This window comes from Pantoea sp. CCBC3-3-1, from assembly GCF_007981265.1.
In the GTDB taxonomy this organism is placed as follows: Bacteria; Pseudomonadota; Gammaproteobacteria; order Enterobacterales; family Enterobacteriaceae; genus Erwinia.
Map to the genome: position 1 here is coordinate 3,827,711 of NZ_CP034363.1, position 18,609 is coordinate 3,846,319.

The following is an 18,609-nucleotide window of genomic DNA, read 5'->3' on the forward strand; positions in this document are numbered from 1 at the left end:
ACAGGAAATAGAAATGAACAAGCCCGCCCGCATTGCCCTTGTTGGTGATTATCGTCCTGAAGCTGTTGCTCATCAGGCCATTCCGCCTGCTGTCAAACTGGCCGCTGCTTCACTGGATATTCCAGTGACCGCAGAATGGCTCCCCACCGAAACCGTGACCAGCCCTGCCATATTTGAAAATTTTGACGCCATCTGGGTAGTACCCGGCAGTCCTTATAAAAACGATCATGGTGCGTATATGGCAATTACTTACGCACGTGAAAACAATATCCCGTTTCTGGGTTCATGCGGCGGCTTTCAGTATGCGGTCATTGAATATGCCCGCAGCGTAATGGGCTGGCACGATGCCATTCATGCAGAAACGGATACTAAAGGGCGCGTGGTGATTGCGCCGTTAAGCTGCTCTCTTGTGGAAAAAACCGGTGATATCGTTATCGCGCCTGATTCGGTGATTGCCAAAGCCTATGGCTGTCTGCAAACACATGAAGGTTATCACTGCAACTTCGGCGTAAACCCGGAATTTGTCGCCGAACTGGAAGGATTCCCCCTTCAGATTACCGCCTGGGATAGCGAAGGAGATGTACGCGGCGTTGAGTTACCGGATCATAAATATTTTGTCGCCACGCTGTTCCAGTCAGAGCGGGCTGCCCTGCGCAATGCGCTTTCACCGCTGGTGGTGGAGCTGATCAAAGCGGCATACCGCTAAACTTTTGGCAGAGCGCCAGGAATACAGGCACGTTATAAAATAACGCCCTGCCGCAGGCAGGGTTTTACGGACCTTCAGCTCGCCTGGGTTTGTATTACTCTTTTAAAGCAGCATTTACGTTGCCAATCGCTTCGACCACCTGAGAAGCATTCAGCTGGATGTCGGCAACCACCTTCCCCGCTTTCTGCGCCAGGGTGACGCCTTGTTCTGCCCTGTTTCGACTGGCTTCGATATTTTTTAATGCCTGGTTCGCTAACGTATGGTTGTCCCGAACCACGCCTTCAATTTCCTGCGTGGCGCGATTGATATTGGCGGCCAACGTTCTGACTTCACTAGCAACGACGGCAAAACTGCGCCCATGCGTACCGGCTCGGGCCGCTTCTACAGCAGCATTCAGCGCCAGCAGGTTGGTCTGATCGGCAATATTGCGAATTGTTTCCACTCTTTCACTGATATGGAGAGACTGCGTATTCAGGTTGGTAATTTCTCCGGTAACGGTTTGCAGCTCAGCGGCAATAGCATTCATTACCGTTACGCTGCCCTCGATTACCGTTGCCCCGGTACGTGTATTTTCCTGAGTATCAATTGCGGCGTGCAAGGCATGTTGTGCCGCGTCGCGCTCCTGCTGATTTTTGATTACCTGGGCCGTGACGTCACTGGCAAACTTCACAACCTTGTAAGGCCGATTATTTTCATCAAACACCGGATTGTAAGTTGCCCGCAGCCAGACCGTTTCTCCACGCTTATTAATGCGCTCAAACTGACCAGATATAAAATCGCCGTGCTTCAGACGCGCCCAAAACTGCCTGTATTCCGTGCTGTTACGTATTTCCTCAGAACAGAACATCCTGTGATGACGTCCGGTAATCTCTTCGGGCGTATAGCCCATGACGCTGAAGAAATTATCGTTAGCTTTAATTATTTCACCTTCCGGCGTAAAGGTGATTACCGCCATGGAGCGTTCCATTGCGGTGGTCATCGCACGCTGTTCCATCGCATCTTCAATATGCGAAGTAATATCTGAAGCCAGCTTCACAATTTTAACTACCCGACCCTGCCGATTTTTTACCGGAATGTAGTGCGCTTCCAGCCATACCGGCGTGCCGCTTTTCGTCAGCCGCATAAATTTATCGCTGAAGCTTTCTCCTTTGCCCAAACGTCGCCAGAAATGCGCATATCCAGCCGAAGCAGGCCATTCAGGAGAGCAGAAGATCCGATGATGCTGCCCAACAATTTCTTTCAGACCGTAACCCATTGCACTAAGAAACAGGGGGTTGGCTGAAAGAATAGTGCCGTCAGGCTTGAATTCGATACAGGCCACGGCGCGTTGTAAAGAGCGGAGCGTGTCCGCCGCATAACGCTTAACGAAAAAGGATTTAATATGACTGAACATAACTGAGCGCCCACTCTTATGATTATTGTAGTGAGTATCGGCACGCTTTTAAGTTGATTTAATTTATAAATGTTATTACTTCAATCGGTACTACCTTTTACGCAGCTCTTAACTGGATGTATTAGCGAAGTCAGAAGCGGGAAAAAACGAGTTTTGCTTATCGCGGGCGCGAACCGCTAAGCCCGCGAAAAAGACATAAAAAAAGGGCCGACCTTTCGGTCAGCCCTTTATTCACTATTAACTTAGGATGCTGCTTTAGCGCCCAGACGTTCTTTGATACGTGCAGACTTACCGGTACGCTCACGCAGGTAGTACAGTTTGGCCTTACGTACGGCACCACGGCGTTTAACAGCAATGCTGTCGATAACTGGTGAGTGAGTCTGGAATACACGCTCAACACCTTCGCCGTTAGAAATTTTACGAACAGTGAATGCAGAGTGCAGACCGCGGTTACGAATAGCGATAACCACGCCCTCGAATGCCTGCAGACGTTTTTTAGAACCTTCAACGACCCATACTTTCACTTCCACGGAATCACCCGGACGGAATGAAGGTACGTCCTGTTTCATCTGCTCTTGTTCGATTTGCTTGATAATGTTGCTCATAATTAAATCTCTTATCCTGGGTAAACTGATATTCAGGCTCCCGCGGCTATCGCCCGGTCTGCCCATCATCGTTATGTTGCTGGTTGAATTCACGTTTGAACTCTTTCAGCAACTTTGCTTGCTCTTCAGTCAGAGCCAGGTTTTCCAGAAGTTCAGGTCTTCTCAGCCAGGTACGGCCCAGCGACTGTTTCAGGCGCCAGCGGCGAATTTCAGCATGGTTGCCCGACAGCAGAACTGGCGGAACCTCCATCCCTTCTAACACTTCAGGTCGGGTGTAGTGCGGGCAGTCCAGCAGGCCATCGGAAAACGAATCTTCCTCGGCTGACGCCTGCTTGCCCAGTACGCCAGGTATAAACCGGGCGACGGAGTCAATCAGCGTCATTGCTGGCAGTTCCCCACCACTGAGAACGTAATCGCCGATCGACCATTCTTCATCGATTTCGGTTTTAATTACGCGCTCATCAATCCCTTCATAACGACCACAGACCAGAATTAACTTGTCGTTGGTCGCCAGCTCGCAAACCCCATCTTGATCGAGTTTGCGCCCCTGAGGTGAAAGATAAATCACCTTAGCGCCTTCTCCTGCCGCCGCTTTTGCTGCGTGGATGGCATCCCGTAAGGGCTGAACCATCATTAGCATCCCCGGCCCGCCGCCGTAAGGACGTTCGTCCACGGTACGGTGCCGGTCATGAGTGAAGTCACGAGGACTCCAGCTCTGGATGCTGAGCAGGCCATTTTTTACTGCCCGGCCGGTTACTCCGTAATCGGTAACAGCGCTAAACATCTCAGGGAAGAGGCTGATTATGCCTATCCACATCGACTGCGCCGGTGTTTTACCGCTATTCCCGGAGCTCAAAAACCAGGATCCCAATCTACTTCAATGGTGCCGGTAGTGAGATCGACATTCTTGATAACCTGTCCATCAAGGAACGGGATCAGCCGCTCCTTCGCACCGAATGCATCCTTCAGGTTTGCCTTCACGACGAGAACGTCGTTCGAACCGGTTTCCATCATCTCAGTGACTTTGCCCAGTTCATAGCCTTCCGTGGTGACAACCTGGCAACCCATAAGGTCTTTCCAGTAATAGTCACCGCTTTCAAGCGCTGGCAGTTGCTCAGAATCCACGACAATTTCGCAATTGGTCAGCAGACCTGCCGCATCACGATCGTCAATGCCTTTGACTTTGATGATCATGTCCTGATTGTGGCGCTTCCAGCCTTCCAGCTCGATTAGCTGCCATTGACCCGCTCGCTGGATAAACCAGGGCTGATAGTCAAAAATGCTTTCGGCATCTTCGGTGGAGGAAAACACTTTGAGCCAACCACGGATACCGTAGGCCGATCCCATCTTCCCTAAAACGATCGGGTTAGCGGGAGGCTGGGCGGTGAGTTGCTTGCTCATGTTGACCACCGTGACAGATTAAGCTGCTTTCTTAGCTTCTTTGATCAGCGCACCAACGCGATCAGAGAGAGTTGCGCCCTGGCCAACCCAGTGCTCAATGCGGTCCAGGTCCAGACGCAGTGCTTCAGCCTGACCAGATGCGATCGGGTTGAAGAAACCAACGCGCTCGATGAAACGACCGTTGCGTGCATTGCGGCTATCGGTTACGACTACCTGATAAAACGGACGCTTTTTAGCGCCGTGACGTGCCAAACGAATTGTTACCATAACATCCTCTTTAGTGAATAAAACAACCGGGCCCCATTGAGGGAACGGGGCCCGGGTGCAATATAAAAAGCCCGAAAATTTTACTCATTTTGGCGCAAAAAGCAATCTAATTCGCCTGAGCGCATTTCCGGCTGACTTAGCGGCCCGGGAAGCCCGGCGGCATCATACCTTTCATGCCGCGCATCATCTTCGCCATACCGCCCTTTTTCATCTTCTTCATCATACGCTGCATGTCGTCAAACTGCTTGAGTAAGCGGTTAACGTCCTGCACCTGCATGCCGGAACCGGTCGCGATACGACGCTTACGCGATCCTTTAATGATCTCTGGCTTTTCGCGCTCTTTGCGCGTCATGGAATTGATCATCGCTTCCATACGCACCAGCACTTTATCGTCCATCTGCGACTTAACGTTGTCCGGCAGCTGTCCCATGCCCGGCAGTTTGCCCATCAGGCTGGCCATACCGCCCATGTTACGCATCTGTTTCAGCTGCTCCAGGAAGTCGTTCAGATCGAAGCCGTCGCCTTTTTTCAGCTTGCTGGCAAGCTTCTCTGCCTGCGCACGGTCAACTTTGCTTTCGATATCTTCGATCAGCGACAGGACATCGCCCATTCCCAAAATACGAGAAGCAATACGATCCGGATAGAACGGCTCAAGGGCGTCAGTTTTTTCACCGACACCCATAAATTTGATTGGCTTGCCGGTGATATGCCGGATAGAAAGCGCGGCGCCGCCACGGGCATCACCGTCAACCTTAGTCAGAACCACACCGGTCAGCGGCAGCGCTTCGTTAAACGCTTTCGCCGTATTAGCAGCATCCTGACCGGTCATCGCATCGACAACAAACAGGGTTTCAACCGGATTAATCGCGGCGTGAACCTGTTTGATCTCGTCCATCATCGCTTCGTCTACGTGCAGACGGCCCGCGGTATCCACCAGCAGCACATCATAGAACTTCAGCTTAGCCTGCTGCAGCGCATTTTTAACGATGTCGACCGGCTTCTGGCTCAGATCTGACGGGCAGAAATCAACGCCGACCTGTTCCGCCAGTGTTTCCAGCTGTTTGATCGCCGCCGGGCGATAAACGTCAGCTGAAACCACCAGCACTTTTTTCTTGTGCTTTTCGCGCAGGAACTTACCCAGTTTGCCGACGCTGGTAGTTTTACCCGCACCTTGCAAACCCGCCATCAGCACGACGGCTGGCGGCTGGGCGGCCAGATTAAGCGTGTTGTTCTCCGCGCCCATGGCGGCAACCAGCTCATTCTGTACGATTTTTACAAACTCCTGACCCGGCGTCAGGCTTTTGTTGACGTCGTGACCTACGGCGCGTTCTTTAACGCGGCCGATGAAGTCACGCACTACCGGCAGCGCAACATCCGCTTCCAGCAGCGCCATGCGCACTTCACGCAGGGTGTCTTTAATGTTGTCTTCTGTCAGCCGTCCACGGCCGCTGATATTGCGCAGGGTCTGCGACAATCTGTCGGTTAAATTATCAAACATCGTCTCTCGCTCAACGTAATGAGAGGTCGCCAGGCGACACAATGGCGCGGATTATAACATGAAGACGCTGCGATCTCAGCCATCTGAGTTGAGATCGTTTGGAGCCAGCAGCCGCTGGCGCTATACTGATTTTTTTCATAGTCTTGCCGGTACCACCTATGTCCGTTTTTGCGATTCTGGCGCTGCTCGCCTACTCCTTCAGTCTTGCACTGATCATTCCAAGCCTGCTGCGCAAGCAAAGCGCCTGGCGACGTCTGGCGGTGATTTCGGCTTTTCTTGCGCTGATCTGCCATGCCGTGGCGTTAGAACAGCGTATTTTTGCCATGGACAGTGGTCAGAACCTCAGCCTGTTGAATATCGGCTCGCTGGTCAGTCTGCTGATTTGCGCCATCATGACTATCGTGGCTTCCCGTAACCGGGGCTGGATATTGCTGCCGATAGTTTACAGCTTCGCGCTTATTAACCTGGCTTTTGCGACCTTCGTTCCCAATGCTTTCATCACTCATCTGGAAACCACACCGGGAATGATGGTGCATATTGGCCTGGCGCTTTTTGCCTACGCAACGCTGATTATTGCAGCGCTTTATGCCTTACAGCTGGCCTGGATTGACTGGCTGTTGAAGAACAAAAAGCTGGCGTTCAATAACGATATCCCCCCGCTGATGTCTATTGAGCGTAAAATGTTTCACATCACCCAGGTCGGTGTGGTGTTGCTGACGCTGGTGCTTTGTACCGGCCTGTTCTATATGCACGATCTCTTCAGCCGGGAGAATGTTGATAAGGCTGTCCTGTCGATTCTCGCCTGGTTTGTGTATGTCGTTTTGCTCTGGGGTCATTATCATGAAGGCTGGCGGGGACGCCGCGTAGCCTGGTTCAATTTTGGCGGCGCATTTTTGCTGACGATGGCGTATTTCGGTAGCCGGATGCTGCAACATTTTCTGACCTCCTGATCCCCAACCACAAGGAATTCCCTCGTTGGAACACGTTTCGACCACCACACTGATTATTATTCTGTTTGTTATGGTTCTGGTTTCGGCCTGGTTCGCCGGCTCCGAAACCGGCATGATGACTCTTAACCGCTATAAGCTGCGTCACCTGGCTAAAAACGGCAATCGCGCTGCGCGCCGGGTAGAAAAATTGCTGCGTCGGCCCGATCGCTTACTCAGCCTGGTGCTTATCGGCAACAATCTGGTCAATATCCTGGCCTCCGCTCTGGCGACCATTGTGGGTATGCGCCTGCATGGCGATGAAGGCGTGGCCATTGCGACCGGGATTCTGACCTTTGTCGTGCTGGTTTTTGCCGAGGTACTGCCGAAAACCGTTGCCGCGCTCTATCCCGAAAAGGTCGCTTTCCCGAGCAGTCTGCTGCTGGGGCCGCTCCAGATTGTTATGCTGCCGCTGGTCTGGCTACTGAATACCATCACCCGTATTTTGATGCGTATGGTCGGCATGAAAACCGACAGCTCAGCCAACTCGGCTTTAAGTAAGGAAGAGTTGCGCACTATCGTTTACGAATCACGAACGCTGATGTCTCATCGTAATCAGGATATGCTGCTGTCGGTGCTGGATCTGGAGAAAGTGAACGTTGATGACATCATGGTGCCGCGCAATGAAATTGTCGGCATCAATATCAATGACGACTGGAAATCTATCGTTCGCCAGCTGACTCACTCCCCGCACGGCCATATTGTGCTGTATCGCGACTCGCTCGATGACACCATCAGCATGCTCCGCGTGCGTGAGGCCTATCGTCTGATGACCGAAAAGAAAGAGTTCACCAAAGAGGTGATGCTGCGTGCGGCGGACGAAATCTACTACGTTCCACAGGGCACGCCACTGAATATTCAGCTGGTAAAATTCCAGCGGAATAAGAAAAAGGTTGGCCTGGTGGTCGATGAGTACGGCGATATTAAAGGACTGGTGACGATTGAAGACATTCTCGAAGAGATCGTTGGCGATTTCACCACCTCAATGTCTCCCTCACTGGCAGAAGAAGTGATGCCGCAAAACGATGGCTCAGTGCTAATTGAAGGCAGTGCTAACGTACGAGAACTGAACAAGGCGTTTAACTGGCAGCTGCCGGAAGAGGAAGCGCGTACGGTTAACGGTATGATTCTGGAAGTGCTGGAAGATATTCCGCTGCCGAATACCACAGTGCATATTGGGCACTATGCGGTTGATATTCTGGACGTGCAGGAAAATATGATTAAGCAGGTGCGCGTTACGCCGCAGAAGACCCTAAAAGAGTCTGTAGAATCCTGAACTCGTCCCGGTCAGGCCGGGACGACAGCAAATAAGCACTAGATATGCAGTTCGCGCAGCTTTTCTTTCGGCAGCGCCAGTTCGTCGTTATGGTTAACGCGAATGTCGTTGTCGATAATGTGGCGAGCGATATCCTGAGCTTCATCTAAAGAGTGCATTTCATAAGTGCCGCACTGATAAACGTTCAGCTCAGGAATGCTGTTCTGGTCGGCGACCTTGAGCACATCCTGCATCGCTTCTTTCCAGGCTTTGGCCACACGATCTTCAGCAGGCGTACCAATCAGGCTCATGTAAAAACCGGTACGACAACCCATTGGCGAAATGTCGATGATTTCGACGCCATCACCGTTCAGGTGGTTACGCATAAAGCCAGCAAAGAGATGCTCCAGCGTATGAATACCGCGCTCGGGCATTACCTCAATGTTTGGCTTGCAAAAACGCAGGTCGAAAACGGTAATAGTATCGCCATGAGGCGTTTTCATGGTTTTCGCTACGCGAACCGCAGGAGCCGCCATGATAGTGTGATCGACGGTAAAGCTATCCAGCAATGGCATATTGTTACCTCAACTAATGAATTTATTTTCGCAACGATGCAACTTTCTCGTTCGTCCCGGGTCTGAATCTTTGAAAGACGCGCATTTTGTTATCATCATCCCTGACATCAGAGATGTTAATTTTGGCCACAGCGATGTGGCCTTTTCTTTTTGCGCTAGCTTCGGCTTTTCAGAAACTCTTCAAAGCTAAGCGTATCACTTTCTTCGATTTCCTGCTGTTTAACGTTTGAACGTATGGCTTCCTGTTCAAACTGCGACTCGCTCAGGATTTCCAGCTGCTCACCAGCCAACTGATGACGATACTGCTCAGCCAGCGCCAGTCCGGTGCCATCCAGACCATTTTCTTTTAACGCATTCAGAAAACGTGCTGAATAGGTCAGGTCCGGATCGTCAAACGAGGCAACCAGGCGGTCGCAGACAACCTGATAGTGATTATCGCCCTGCTGGCTGTCCAACGTCTCGGCTACACGACGCAAATCTTTAAATAAGGTTTTACCGACATCGGCTAACAGATGCTGAGCCTCACCACATCCCATCCCAAGCATCAATCCAGGTTTACGCCCTTCCAGAATCACCCGGTTCCAGTTTGTGCGGGTGCAGAGCAATTCATCACTGCTCATTTCCGGCGCATCAGCCAGCGTACACCAAATCAGGAACAGATCGAGGAAACGAACCTGGTTTTCATCCACGCCAATCGGCGAGAAAGGATTGATGTCCAGCGAGCGGACTTCAATGTACTCAATCCCACCGCGCAGCAAAGCATCGGAAGGGTTTTCTCCTGAACGCGTGACGCGTTTAGGGCGAATAGGTGCATAAAGTTCGTTCTCAATCTGCAACACGTTGGTATTGAGCTGCAGCCAGTTACCCTGCTCGTCCTTGATACCCATCCGGGCATACTCTTCTGACGGCGTTTTGATCGCTGCTTTCAGCGCCTTCACATAATCAGGAAGATTATTGAAGGTGATGCCCAGCCCGCTCTGCGATTTATTGGTGTAGCCAAGATCGCTCAGGCGCAGTGAAGTGGCATAAGGGAGATAAAGCAGTCCTTTATCCGTCCGCTCAAAAGGCAGCGCCGTTTCTTTGCCCTGTAGGAAAGAGGAACAAATAGCGGGCGAAGCGCCAAACAGATAAGGAATAATCCAGCCAAAGCGGTAATAGTTACGGATTAGCCGCAAATAACCTTCTGAGATGGCATCTTTCCCACTCTGCTCGTCTTTTACATCCGCCCAGGCCTGCCAGAAAGAGAGCGGCAGTGAGAAGTTGTAGTGCACACCAGAAATCACCTGCATCAGCGCGCCGTAACGATTCTTCAGGCCCTGACGATACAACGTTTTCATCTGACCAATATTCGAGCGTCCATATTGAGCCAGCTCAATATTGTTACTGTCGTCAATCAGGCACGGCATGCTCATTGGCCACATCCGCTCTTCGCCAAGATCGCGAGAAGTGTGGCGGTGAATGTCGCGCAAAAAAGCCAGCAGATGATCGATGTCATTATCTACAGGCGTAATGAATTCAAGCAGCGTTTCTGCAAAGTCAGTGGTGATCCACTTATGCGTTAAGGCTGAGCCAAGCGATTTTGGATGCCCGCTGGTCGCCAGGTGACCATCGGGTTTTACACGCAGCGTTTCGCGTTCAATGCCGCGACCAATACCTTTCATTGCCTCAGGATTCGCTTCCAGCCAGGAAAGCGCCTGTGATACGTCCGGGATCAAATTGACCTCCCGCTCGGGGAAAAATTTTTATTGTTCAGCATAAGGTTAACCATGACAGTGATTATTCGCGAATCAATGCCACCATTCCATGCCCTGTAATGTTGCGAAAGCCAGCACCACATATCGCAACGTCTTGCCTGCGGCGAGCCAGAATATCACCGGAAACCAGGCGAAACGAAGCCAGCCAGCGACCACACAAAGCAGATCGCCAATTACCGGCAACCAGCTAAGTAATAATGCAGCCGGCCCCCATCGGTGCAGCCACGCCGTTGCTGTGTGTTGCCATCGCCCCTGTTGTTTTAGCGGCAGACAGCGGCCAATAATAATATTTGTTAAACCGCCCAGCGTGTTGCCCAGAGCGGCGACCGCAACGATACTGGCTGTCTGGACTTTGCCCGTCAACAGTAGACCTGCCAACAAGACTTCTGAACTACCAGGCAATAGCGTCGCGCTGAGGAAACTGCTTGCAAACATCGTGGTGTAAGACAACCAGTCATTCACAACAAGCGAACATCCACAAAGTCCATACCGGCAGCTTTAGCCGCCTGTATGCCAAAATCAGCATCTTCGAAGACAATACAGCGCTCGGGCGCAATGCTGATGAGTTCGGCACACCGCAGGAAAGTTTCTGGTTCCGGCTTGTGTTTGGTCACATCATCCGCGCCCACAATAGCCTCAAAACAGTTGCGCAGCCCTAAATGCTGTAACAGCGCATCAGCCATAGCATGCTCGCTGCCCGTTCCCACAGCCATTGGACGACGGCCGCGATAGGCTTTAACGACATCAATCAGCGGCAGCGGTTGTACGGTATCGAAAAGCATCTCTTTCAACGCAGCCGTTTTTTCTGCCGCGAGCCGGTAAGGATCAAGATCGCTCTGATGGCTGGCAAGGATTACTTCAGCAATACGCCACGTCGGCGATCCATTGAGGCCAATGACGGTACGCTCATCAAAACCCAGTCCATACCGCGCCAGCACGGCATGCCATGCTTTGCGGTGCGTTGGCTCAGTATCCAGGATGGTGCCATCCATATCGAATATCAAGCCGCCGTAACTATCGTACATACCTGCCTCCATCCCTGAATAACCGAACGATTACTTTAGCGTAAAGCACTGCCGTTGTCGCTGTCGGCATGGATCCGCAAATGCCTTGAAACGTATAGGGTTTTTTATTATCAGATTATATCCTTGTTAAAGAATTCGAAAATCGGTAGCGATCGAGGGCATAAATCGGACAAAGCAAAGCAAGAAGAATAAGAAATTTAATTTAAGGAGAGTATGGAATATGAACAGCAAACGGGAGAGATAAACGTCAATACGAACGGGAGAAGCTAAAAGTTTACAGAGGGTATTGAGGAAGGGCGCATTCGGGAGAATGACTCAGCATGAACAGAGGTGATTACCACCAGCCTGACTAAATATGGTGCATCCGGGAGGATTCGAACCTCCGACCGCTCGGTTCGTAGCCGAGTACTCTATCCAGCTGAGCTACGGATGCATTGGAAATGCAGTAAAACAGGGGGCGTTGCCAGAGCAACGTTATCATCACCTGTGCTGGCTTAAACATACTGCTCTATGCCAGTACAGCTTTAATGACCACTTCTTCAGAATATGGTGCATCCGGGAGGATTCGAACCTCCGACCGCTCGGTTCGTAGCCGAGTACTCTATCCAGCTGAGCTACGGATGCATCGGAAAAACTAAAGGGAGATAACGCGACAAACCTGAGGAGATACGGAAGAAACTGACTGTCACTCTAAAGAATGCTTTCATTTCTACAGAATATGGTGCATCCGGGAGGATTATTCGGCTTACGCCTCACCCTGACGGGCCGTTGCTAAAGCAACGTTATCATCCCTTGTGCTGGCTTAAACATACTGCTCTATGCCAGTACAGCTTTAATGACCACTTCTTCAAAATATGGTGCATCCGGGAGGATTCGAACCTCCGACCGCTCGGTTCGTAGCCGAGTACTCTATCCAGCTGAGCTACGGATGCATGACAAATTCTGGTATAACGCAGGGGTGCTAACGACTCACCGTGATACAGGCTGCTAACACCGTATCCTTACTTCTTAAACAAAATGGCTTCTTACAAACCCACTTCGTAAAATATGGTGCATCCGGGAGGATTCGAACCTCCGACCGCTCGGTTCGTAGCCGAGTACTCTATCCAGCTGAGCTACGGATGCAAATGGCGGTGAGGCGGGGATTCGAACCCCGGATGCAGCTTTTGACCGCATACTCCCTTAGCAGGGGAGCGCCTTCAGCCTCTCGGCCACCTCACCATACGCACTCTTGCGAGTTGTGCTTCAGAACTTTGTTTCTGCTCATCGGCACTGCGTGGCGCACATATTACTTTCTGGGCCTTATAAGTCAAACATATTTTTCGCCTCATGCGTTTGTTTGCACACTTCACAGCCAATACGGGTGTTTTGGAGACAAAAAGAGTGATTTATCAACAATAATCACCCAGTTGAGCAGGAATAAAGTGATGCAGGGGAAAACGAAAAGAAGAGAGAAAAAGCCAGAGAAGGTAGTAAGAGAGGGGAAAACCGGTAGCGCCTCGCCATAAATAGCGAGGCGCTGGATCCGTTAGTAACTCGTTTGCTGAGTTTTTTCGGCCTGGATACGCTGATAGATCTCTTCGCGATGAACCGAAACTTCTTTAGGGGCATTCACACCGATGCGAACCTGGTTCCCTTTCACTCCCAGCACCGTTACAGTCACCTCATCACCAATCATGAGGGTTTCACCAACTCGACGAGTTAGAATAAGCATTCTTTGCTCCTTGAAAGATTAAAAGAGTCGGGTTAACTGTCGCCCGGCATTATCCATCATATAACGCTAAATGTAGACTATGACAAATACACGGGAAGTGCACCATCACACTCATACATTCTGCTGATATTTAGTTTAGCCGAAATACACACCATCAACCTGACTTTGTGTTTTTTGCGATTGCACCTGGCCAGAAAACGCCATGGAGGCTCTCCATAGCGCCTTCTGAGATGCCTTTTTATTGTGTTACAGTTTTGCAGCCACCCAGGATTCAACGCCTGCCAGTGCTCCAGGCAGCGCCTGAGCGTCGGTGCCACCAGCCTGTGCCATATCCGGGCGTCCGCCGCCCTTACCGCCTACCTGCTGAGCTAACTCGCCCACCAGCTCGCCGGCTTTCACGCGGTCGGTCAAATCTTTCGTAACGCCTGCAATCAGCGAAACCTTACCCTCTGCCACGGTTGCCAGCACAATAATCGCTGACTTGAGCTGATTTTTCAGATCGTCGACCATGGTGCGCAGCATCTTCGGTTCAACGTTGTTTAGCTCGCTCACCAGCAGCTTGACGCCTTTAACGTCCACGGCCTTACTGCTGAGCGACGCGCTTTCCTGCGCCGCCTGCTGATCTTTCAACTGTTGTAACTCTTTCTCCAGCCCGCGCACATGATCGATCATCGCACGAACCTTTTCGTTCAGATTGCTGTTGTTGGCTTTAACCAGCTGGGCCACTTCATGCAGCTGTTCACTCTGAGCGTACACCTGTTTTAGCGCGCCCTCACCCGTTACCGCTTCGATACGACGTACGCCTGCTGCCGTTCCTGATTCAGAGGTGATACGGAACAACCCAATATCTCCCGTACGGCTGGCGTGTGTGCCACCGCAAAGCTCGGTAGAGAAATCGCCCATTGTCAGAACGCGCACATGGTCATCGTATTTCTCGCCAAACAGGGCCATTGCGCCCAATGCTTTGGCTGACTCAAGTTCCATGATGTTGGTATCGACGGACAGGTTACGACGGATCTGCGCGTTGACGATCTCTTCAACCTGACGAATTTCCTGCGGCTTCATCGCTTCAAAATGTGAGAAGTCGAAACGCAGGTATTTGTCATTTACCAGCGAGCCTTTCTGCGCTACGTGATTTCCCAGCACCTGACGCAGTGCGGCATGCAACAGGTGAGTTGCAGAGTGGTTCAGACGAATACGGGCACGACGCGTTTCATCGACATGCGCGGCCAGACGATCGCCCACGCGCAGCGTGCCAGACGTCAGCTTGCCGATATGGCCAATCGCCTGCGCATATTTTTGCGTGTCGGTCACGGTAAACAGCGCGCTTTCGCCTTGCAGTTGACCGGTATCACCAACCTGACCGCCTGACTCACCATAGAATGGCGTTTCATCCAGCACAATCACGCCTTCCTGCCCGGCCAAAATTTCTTGCGCTGGCTGACCCTCAACGAAAATTGCCTTCACGGTAGCGGTCAGTTCAAGCTGGTCATAGCCTTTGAACGTTGAAGCATCATCAACGCGGATAACGTTGTTATAGTCTGCGCTAAAGCCGCTGGCTTCACGCGCACGCTGGCGCTGCTGCTCCATTGCCTGTTCAAAACCGGCTTCATCAATTTTCAGATTACGTTCGCGGCAAACGTCTGCCGTTAAATCGGCAGGGAAACCGAAGGTATCGTATAAACGGAAAACGGTTTCGCCGTCCAGCGTATCGCCCTGCAGTTTTGTGAGCTCTTCATCTAACAGCGCCAGGCCACGCTCCAGCGTTTTAGCAAACTGCTCTTCTTCCGTCTTCAGCACCTGCTCAACCTGAGCCTGCTGTTTAGCCAGATCTTCGCCAGCTGCACCCATGACGTCAATCAGCGGAGCAACCAGTTTCCAGAAGAAGGTTCCCTGAGCGCCCAGCATGTTGCCATGGCGTACAGCACGACGAATGATACGGCGCAGCACGTAGCCACGGTTTTCATTCGACGGGATCACGCCATCGGCAATCAGGAAAGCACAGGAACGGATGTGATCGGCAATAACGCGCAGCGATTTGCTGGTCAGATCGGTTACGCCGGTAACGGAGGCCACAGATTTGATCAGTTTCTCGAACAGATCGATTTCGTAGTTGGAGTTCACATGTTGCAGTACAGCAGTAATACGCTCCAGCCCCATACCGGTATCGACGGATGGTTTTGGCAGCGGCAGCATGGTGCCGTCAGACTGACGGTTAAACTGCATGAAGACGATGTTCCAGATCTCAATAAAGCGATCGCCATCTTCTTCCGGGCTGCCCGGAGGCCCACCCCAAATATGGTCGCCGTGGTCGAAGAAAATTTCGCTGCACGGGCCGCACGGGCCAGTATCGCCCATCTGCCAGAAGTTATCTGAAGCGTAAGCGCCGCCTTTATTGTCGCCAATACGGATAATGCGCTCGCGCGGCACGCCTACTTCGTCGGCCCAGATGTTGAAAGCTTCGTCATCGGTTTCATATACCGTCACCCACAGCTTCTCTTTCGGCAGGTTAAACCACTGCGCGCCGGTCAACAGTTCCCATGCGTAGCCGATAGCTTCACGCTTGAAATAGTCACCGAAGCTGAAGTTGCCCAACATTTCAAAGAAGGTGTGATGGCGAGCGGTGTAACCCACGTTTTCCAAATCGTTATGTTTGCCACCAGCGCGAACGCAGCGCTGGGAAGTTGTCGCGCGCGAATAGTTGCGCTTATCCTGCCCAAGGAAAACATCTTTAAACTGGTTCATCCCGGCGTTAGTAAACAGCAACGTCGGATCATTAGTCGGGACGAGGGAGCTACTGGCTACAACCTGATGTCCCTTGCCATGGAAAAAGTCGAGAAACGCCTGGCGAATCTCCGCAGTGCTCTTGCTCATAATTGTCCTGGAATCACGCTAACGAAACATTTCGTGGGTTTTACTACGCCGGCAGGGCTGACCCTTTCCCCGGCAACACACGAACAAAAAGTGGTGAATAAGATAAATTTTCTTCGGAGGGAAGTAAAATCACATTGGCGCTCAATCATCAAAATTAGAAAAAATGCTGCGAATATCTTCGGAAAAGAAGCCTTTTGTCATCAGATAGCGCTGCACTTTAGCTTTTTCCTTCCAGTCGACCGGTAACGGCAGCCCAAACTTACGTTCGGCTGCGTCAAATGCCATTCTTTGCCAGTCGATATCAGATTCAGCCAGCACTTGATCCGTTAAGGCTTTATCAATGCCTTTTTGTCCCAATTCCATACGAATACGCTGTGGACCATAGCCTTTACGGCTACGGCTGGCAACAAAGCGCTCGGCGAAACGGGCATCATCAAGATAATTGTTTTCATAACACCAGGCGACCACGCGGTCGATCAGCTCTGGCGTAAGAGGCTCAGGCTGCTGGGTTCGATCTTTTGCAAACATGGCAGCACGTTCGGCTGAAAGCGACAGCTTGCGTCGAAATTCAGCTTCGCTGTGATCGCGCAAGGTCAAAATACGCATCGCTCTGTCCAGCTGGCGAGTAAACTGGTTACGTTCAGTGGCGTCAGACATGGTACTCCGAAGGTATCAGGTTTAAATCAAAGTAAGGGTAGCGAGGAACCGCTGAAGAAACAAAGTGGTTTTCGCTTTTCAGGCTGCGGAAATGCAAAAAGGAACGGCATGGTAGCCGTTCCTTTTGAATGATTAACATCGTGCTCAGGCAAACGCATTTAACGTTTACCAGCATGCTGAAAGGGTTCCCTTTCAGCCGACTAATCAGAAGTTCTCTTTCTCTTCCGCCGCATCAACGTCGCTTGGGTCAGCAACGAAATCAGGCTTGCTGTCAGGATTGTTCAGCAAGGTCGCGCGCAGTTTAGCTTCGATTTCGCTGGCGACTGCCGCGTTTTCTTTCAGGAAGTTACCTGCGTTAGCTTTACCCTGACCGATCTTATCGCCGTTGTAGCTGTACCATGCACCTGCTTTTTCAATCAGCTTGTGCTTAACGCCCAGGTCGACCAGCTCGCCGTAGATATTGATGCCTTCGCCGTACATAATCTGGAATTCAGCCTGCTTGAACGGTGCGGCAATTTTGTTTTTCACCACTTTCACGCGGGTTTCGCTGCCCACCACTTCATCACCTTCTTTGATCGCGCCGATACGACGGATATCAAGACGGACGGAAGCGTAGAATTTCAGAGCGTTACCGCCGGTGGTGGTTTCCGGGTTACCGAACATCACACCAATTTTCATACGGATCTGGTTAATGAAGATCAGCAACGTATTGGAGTTTTTCAGATTGCCGGCCAGCTTACGCATTGCCTGACTCATCATACGAGCAGCAAGCCCCATGTGGGAGTCACCAATTTCGCCTTCGATTTCTGCTTTAGGCGTCAGAGCCGCCACGGAGTCAACGATGATAACGTCTACCGCGCCAGAACGTGCCAGCGCATCACAGATTTCCAGCGCCTGCTCACCCGTATCCGGCTGTGAACACAGCAGGTTGTCGATATCCACGCCCAGCTTTTTTGCATAGACCGGATCGAGGGCGTGTTCTGCATCAATAAAGGCACAGGTTTTACCTTTGCGCTGTGCAGCAGCGATAACCTGCAACGTCAGCGTGGTTTTACCGGATGATTCCGGGCCATAGATTTCGACGATACGGCCCATTGGCAGACCGCCAGCGCCCAGCGCGATATCCAGTGATAAAGATCCGGTTGAGATCGTTTCCACATCCATCGTGCGGTCTTCACCCAGGCGCATGATGGAGCCTTTACCAAACTGTTTTTCAATCTGGCCCAGCGCTGCTGCCAGTGCTTTTTGCTTGTTTTCGTCAATAGCCATTTCAACTCCTAATCACGCGGGGTAAAGCACGCTTTCGCGGCTTCGTGTCACAATCAATATGGGTGCAATTATACTGTATAGTCATACAGTATCAAGCTTAATTTTTAAGAAAATGGTCACGCAACGTCAGCAGTGCCCAGGCCGTGGCCTGACGTCGTACCGCTTCCCGATCGCCGGAAAATACCTTGCGCTGCGCCAGCGTTTCGGCTGTTGCTGACGCGAAGCCAAACCATACGGTTCCCACGGGTTTTTCTGCGGAGCCGCCATCAGGACCGGCAATCCCGCTTACGGAGATGGCGAATTGAGCACAGGCTTTTTCCCTCGCGCCTTCAGCCATTTCGCGAACAACCTGTTCGCTTACTGCACCGTAGCCAGTGAGAGAATCCACGCTGACGCCTACCAGCTGCTGTTTGGCATCATTGCTGTAAGTGACAAATCCCCGTTCAAACCATTGCGAACTCCCCGCAACATCCGTGAGGATTTTAGCAATCCAGCCGCCGGTACAGGACTCTGCCGTGGTCACCGTGGCATTCAGGCGTTTCAGGTAACCGCCTACTTCTGTACTCAGCTGGATTAACTCATTATCCGTCATCAGCGCTCCTCGCTAACTTATAGAAGAAAGAGCAAGGT

18 protein-coding genes and 5 tRNA genes are annotated in these 18,609 nt (G+C 51.5%); 3 read left to right on the forward strand and 20 right to left on the reverse strand.

The annotated features are described in order from the left end of the window. The first annotated feature begins 13 nt into the window (after positions 1-13). Positions 14-706 carry a CTP synthase gene (locus EHV07_RS17865; RefSeq protein ID WP_147199488.1) on the forward strand — a complete coding sequence of 231 codons (693 nt, stop codon included), beginning with the start codon at positions 14-16 and terminating at the stop codon, positions 704-706. Positions 707-800: 94 nt separating this feature from the next. Here the strand turns inward: EHV07_RS17865 and EHV07_RS17870 are convergent, their stop codons facing one another. The 6 genes from EHV07_RS17870 to ffh form a co-directional block, all read right to left on the reverse strand. Then, positions 801-2,099, reverse strand: a complete 1,299-nt coding sequence (locus EHV07_RS17870) for a PAS domain-containing methyl-accepting chemotaxis protein (protein WP_147199490.1) — start codon at positions 2,097-2,099, stop codon at positions 801-803. Between the two features lie 242 nt (positions 2,100-2,341). Beyond that, positions 2,342-2,704, reverse strand: a complete 363-nt coding sequence (gene rplS / locus EHV07_RS17875) for a 50S ribosomal protein L19 (protein ID WP_024965502.1) — start codon at positions 2,702-2,704, stop codon at positions 2,342-2,344. 46 nt (positions 2,705-2,750) lie between these two features. Continuing rightward, entirely contained in the window at positions 2,751-3,521 is a 771-nt protein-coding gene (gene trmD, locus EHV07_RS17880) for a tRNA (guanosine(37)-N1)-methyltransferase TrmD (protein WP_147199491.1), read from the reverse strand. A 35-nt stretch (positions 3,522-3,556) separates the two neighbouring features. Next, entirely contained in the window at positions 3,557-4,105 is a 549-nt protein-coding gene (gene rimM, locus EHV07_RS17885) for a ribosome maturation factor RimM (RefSeq protein ID WP_147199493.1), read from the reverse strand. Between the two features lie 18 nt (positions 4,106-4,123). Beyond that, entirely contained in the window at positions 4,124-4,372 is a 249-nt protein-coding gene (rpsP, locus tag EHV07_RS17890; RefSeq protein ID WP_124234201.1) for a 30S ribosomal protein S16, read from the reverse strand. Between the two features lie 136 nt (positions 4,373-4,508). After that, positions 4,509-5,870 carry a signal recognition particle protein gene (ffh, locus tag EHV07_RS17895; RefSeq protein ID WP_147199494.1) on the reverse strand — a complete coding sequence of 454 codons (1,362 nt, stop codon included), beginning with the start codon at positions 5,868-5,870 and terminating at the stop codon, positions 4,509-4,511. 158 nt (positions 5,871-6,028) lie between these two features. Between ffh and EHV07_RS17900 the strand changes: the two genes are divergently transcribed. Both EHV07_RS17900 and EHV07_RS17905 read left to right on the forward strand, forming a co-directional pair. Beyond that, on the forward strand, positions 6,029-6,820 hold the full coding sequence (locus EHV07_RS17900; protein WP_147199496.1) for an inner membrane protein YpjD: 792 nt from the start codon (positions 6,029-6,031) through the stop codon (positions 6,818-6,820). 25 nt (positions 6,821-6,845) lie between these two features. Then, positions 6,846-8,132 carry an HlyC/CorC family transporter gene (locus EHV07_RS17905; RefSeq protein WP_147199498.1) on the forward strand — a complete coding sequence of 429 codons (1,287 nt, stop codon included), beginning with the start codon at positions 6,846-6,848 and terminating at the stop codon, positions 8,130-8,132. Between the two features lie 38 nt (positions 8,133-8,170). Here the strand turns inward: EHV07_RS17905 and luxS are convergent, their stop codons facing one another. The 14 genes from luxS to pncC all read right to left on the reverse strand — a co-directional run bounded on the left by luxS (position 8,171) and on the right by pncC (position 18,571). Then, positions 8,171-8,686: an S-ribosylhomocysteine lyase gene (gene luxS / locus EHV07_RS17910; RefSeq protein WP_147199500.1), complete on the reverse strand. Its 516-nt coding sequence runs from the start codon at positions 8,684-8,686 to the stop codon at positions 8,171-8,173. A gap of 155 nt (positions 8,687-8,841) precedes the next feature. Next, the gene (gshA, locus tag EHV07_RS17915) at positions 8,842-10,401 is read right to left on the reverse strand and encodes a glutamate--cysteine ligase (RefSeq protein ID WP_147199502.1); all 1,560 of its coding nucleotides are present in this window, start codon (positions 10,399-10,401) and stop codon (positions 8,842-8,844) included. Positions 10,402-10,473: 72 nt separating this feature from the next. Then, positions 10,474-10,902, reverse strand: a complete 429-nt coding sequence (locus EHV07_RS17920; RefSeq protein ID WP_147199503.1) for a YqaA family protein — start codon at positions 10,900-10,902, stop codon at positions 10,474-10,476. Next, positions 10,899-11,465: a fructose-1-phosphate/6-phosphogluconate phosphatase gene (yqaB, locus tag EHV07_RS17925; protein ID WP_147199505.1), complete on the reverse strand. Its 567-nt coding sequence runs from the start codon at positions 11,463-11,465 to the stop codon at positions 10,899-10,901. Before yqaB ends, EHV07_RS17920 begins: the two co-directional genes overlap by 4 nt. A gap of 356 nt (positions 11,466-11,821) precedes the next feature. Then, positions 11,822-11,898, reverse strand: a tRNA-Arg gene (locus EHV07_RS17930). Between the two features lie 114 nt (positions 11,899-12,012). Next, a tRNA-Arg gene (locus EHV07_RS17935) sits at positions 12,013-12,089 on the reverse strand. A 231-nt stretch (positions 12,090-12,320) separates the two neighbouring features. Next, positions 12,321-12,397: transfer RNA gene (locus EHV07_RS17940), tRNA-Arg, on the reverse strand. Positions 12,398-12,513: 116 nt separating this feature from the next. Beyond that, positions 12,514-12,590, reverse strand: a tRNA-Arg gene (locus EHV07_RS17945). Between the two features lie 3 nt (positions 12,591-12,593). Next, positions 12,594-12,686, reverse strand: a tRNA-Ser gene (locus tag EHV07_RS17950). Between the two features lie 307 nt (positions 12,687-12,993). Then, positions 12,994-13,179 (reverse strand): carbon storage regulator CsrA, encoded by a 186-nt coding sequence (gene csrA, locus EHV07_RS17955; RefSeq protein ID WP_004155916.1) that lies wholly within the window; start codon positions 13,177-13,179, stop codon positions 12,994-12,996. Positions 13,180-13,425: 246 nt separating this feature from the next. Continuing rightward, entirely contained in the window at positions 13,426-16,053 is a 2,628-nt protein-coding gene (alaS, locus tag EHV07_RS17960; protein ID WP_147199507.1) for an alanine--tRNA ligase, read from the reverse strand. Between the two features lie 141 nt (positions 16,054-16,194). Further along, on the reverse strand, positions 16,195-16,710 hold the full coding sequence (locus EHV07_RS17965) for a regulatory protein RecX (RefSeq protein WP_147199509.1): 516 nt from the start codon (positions 16,708-16,710) through the stop codon (positions 16,195-16,197). 204 nt (positions 16,711-16,914) lie between these two features. Beyond that, the gene (recA, locus tag EHV07_RS17970) at positions 16,915-17,979 is read right to left on the reverse strand and encodes a recombinase RecA (RefSeq protein WP_147199512.1); all 1,065 of its coding nucleotides are present in this window, start codon (positions 17,977-17,979) and stop codon (positions 16,915-16,917) included. Between the two features lie 97 nt (positions 17,980-18,076). Continuing rightward, positions 18,077-18,571, reverse strand: a complete 495-nt coding sequence (gene pncC, locus EHV07_RS17975; protein WP_147199515.1) for a nicotinamide-nucleotide amidase — start codon at positions 18,569-18,571, stop codon at positions 18,077-18,079. Between the last annotated feature and the right edge of the window lie 38 nt (positions 18,572-18,609).

Coding starts and splice junctions, on each gene's coding strand:
- EHV07_RS17865 (WP_147199488.1), top strand. CDS start 14: ATGAACAAGCCCGCCCGCATTGCCCTTGTTGGTGATTATCGTCCTGAA.
- EHV07_RS17870 (WP_147199490.1), bottom strand. CDS start 2,099: ATGTTCAGTCATATTAAATCCTTTTTCGTTAAGCGTTATGCGGCGGAC.
- rplS (WP_024965502.1), bottom strand. CDS start 2,704: ATGAGCAACATTATCAAGCAAATCGAACAAGAGCAGATGAAACAGGAC.
- trmD (WP_147199491.1), bottom strand. CDS start 3,521: ATGTGGATAGGCATAATCAGCCTCTTCCCTGAGATGTTTAGCGCTGTT.
- rimM (WP_147199493.1), bottom strand. CDS start 4,105: ATGAGCAAGCAACTCACCGCCCAGCCTCCCGCTAACCCGATCGTTTTA.
- rpsP (WP_124234201.1), bottom strand. CDS start 4,372: ATGGTAACAATTCGTTTGGCACGTCACGGCGCTAAAAAGCGTCCGTTT.
- ffh (WP_147199494.1), bottom strand. CDS start 5,870: ATGTTTGATAATTTAACCGACAGATTGTCGCAGACCCTGCGCAATATC.
- EHV07_RS17900 (WP_147199496.1), top strand. CDS start 6,029: ATGTCCGTTTTTGCGATTCTGGCGCTGCTCGCCTACTCCTTCAGTCTT.
- luxS (WP_147199500.1), bottom strand. CDS start 8,686: ATGCCATTGCTGGATAGCTTTACCGTCGATCACACTATCATGGCGGCT.
- yqaB (WP_147199505.1), bottom strand. CDS start 11,465: ATGTACGATAGTTACGGCGGCTTGATATTCGATATGGATGGCACCATC.
- csrA (WP_004155916.1), bottom strand. CDS start 13,179: ATGCTTATTCTAACTCGTCGAGTTGGTGAAACCCTCATGATTGGTGAT.
- alaS (WP_147199507.1), bottom strand. CDS start 16,053: ATGAGCAAGAGCACTGCGGAGATTCGCCAGGCGTTTCTCGACTTTTTC.
- EHV07_RS17965 (WP_147199509.1), bottom strand. CDS start 16,710: ATGTCTGACGCCACTGAACGTAACCAGTTTACTCGCCAGCTGGACAGA.
- recA (WP_147199512.1), bottom strand. CDS start 17,979: ATGGCTATTGACGAAAACAAGCAAAAAGCACTGGCAGCAGCGCTGGGC.
- pncC (WP_147199515.1), bottom strand. CDS start 18,571: ATGACGGATAATGAGTTAATCCAGCTGAGTACAGAAGTAGGCGGTTAC.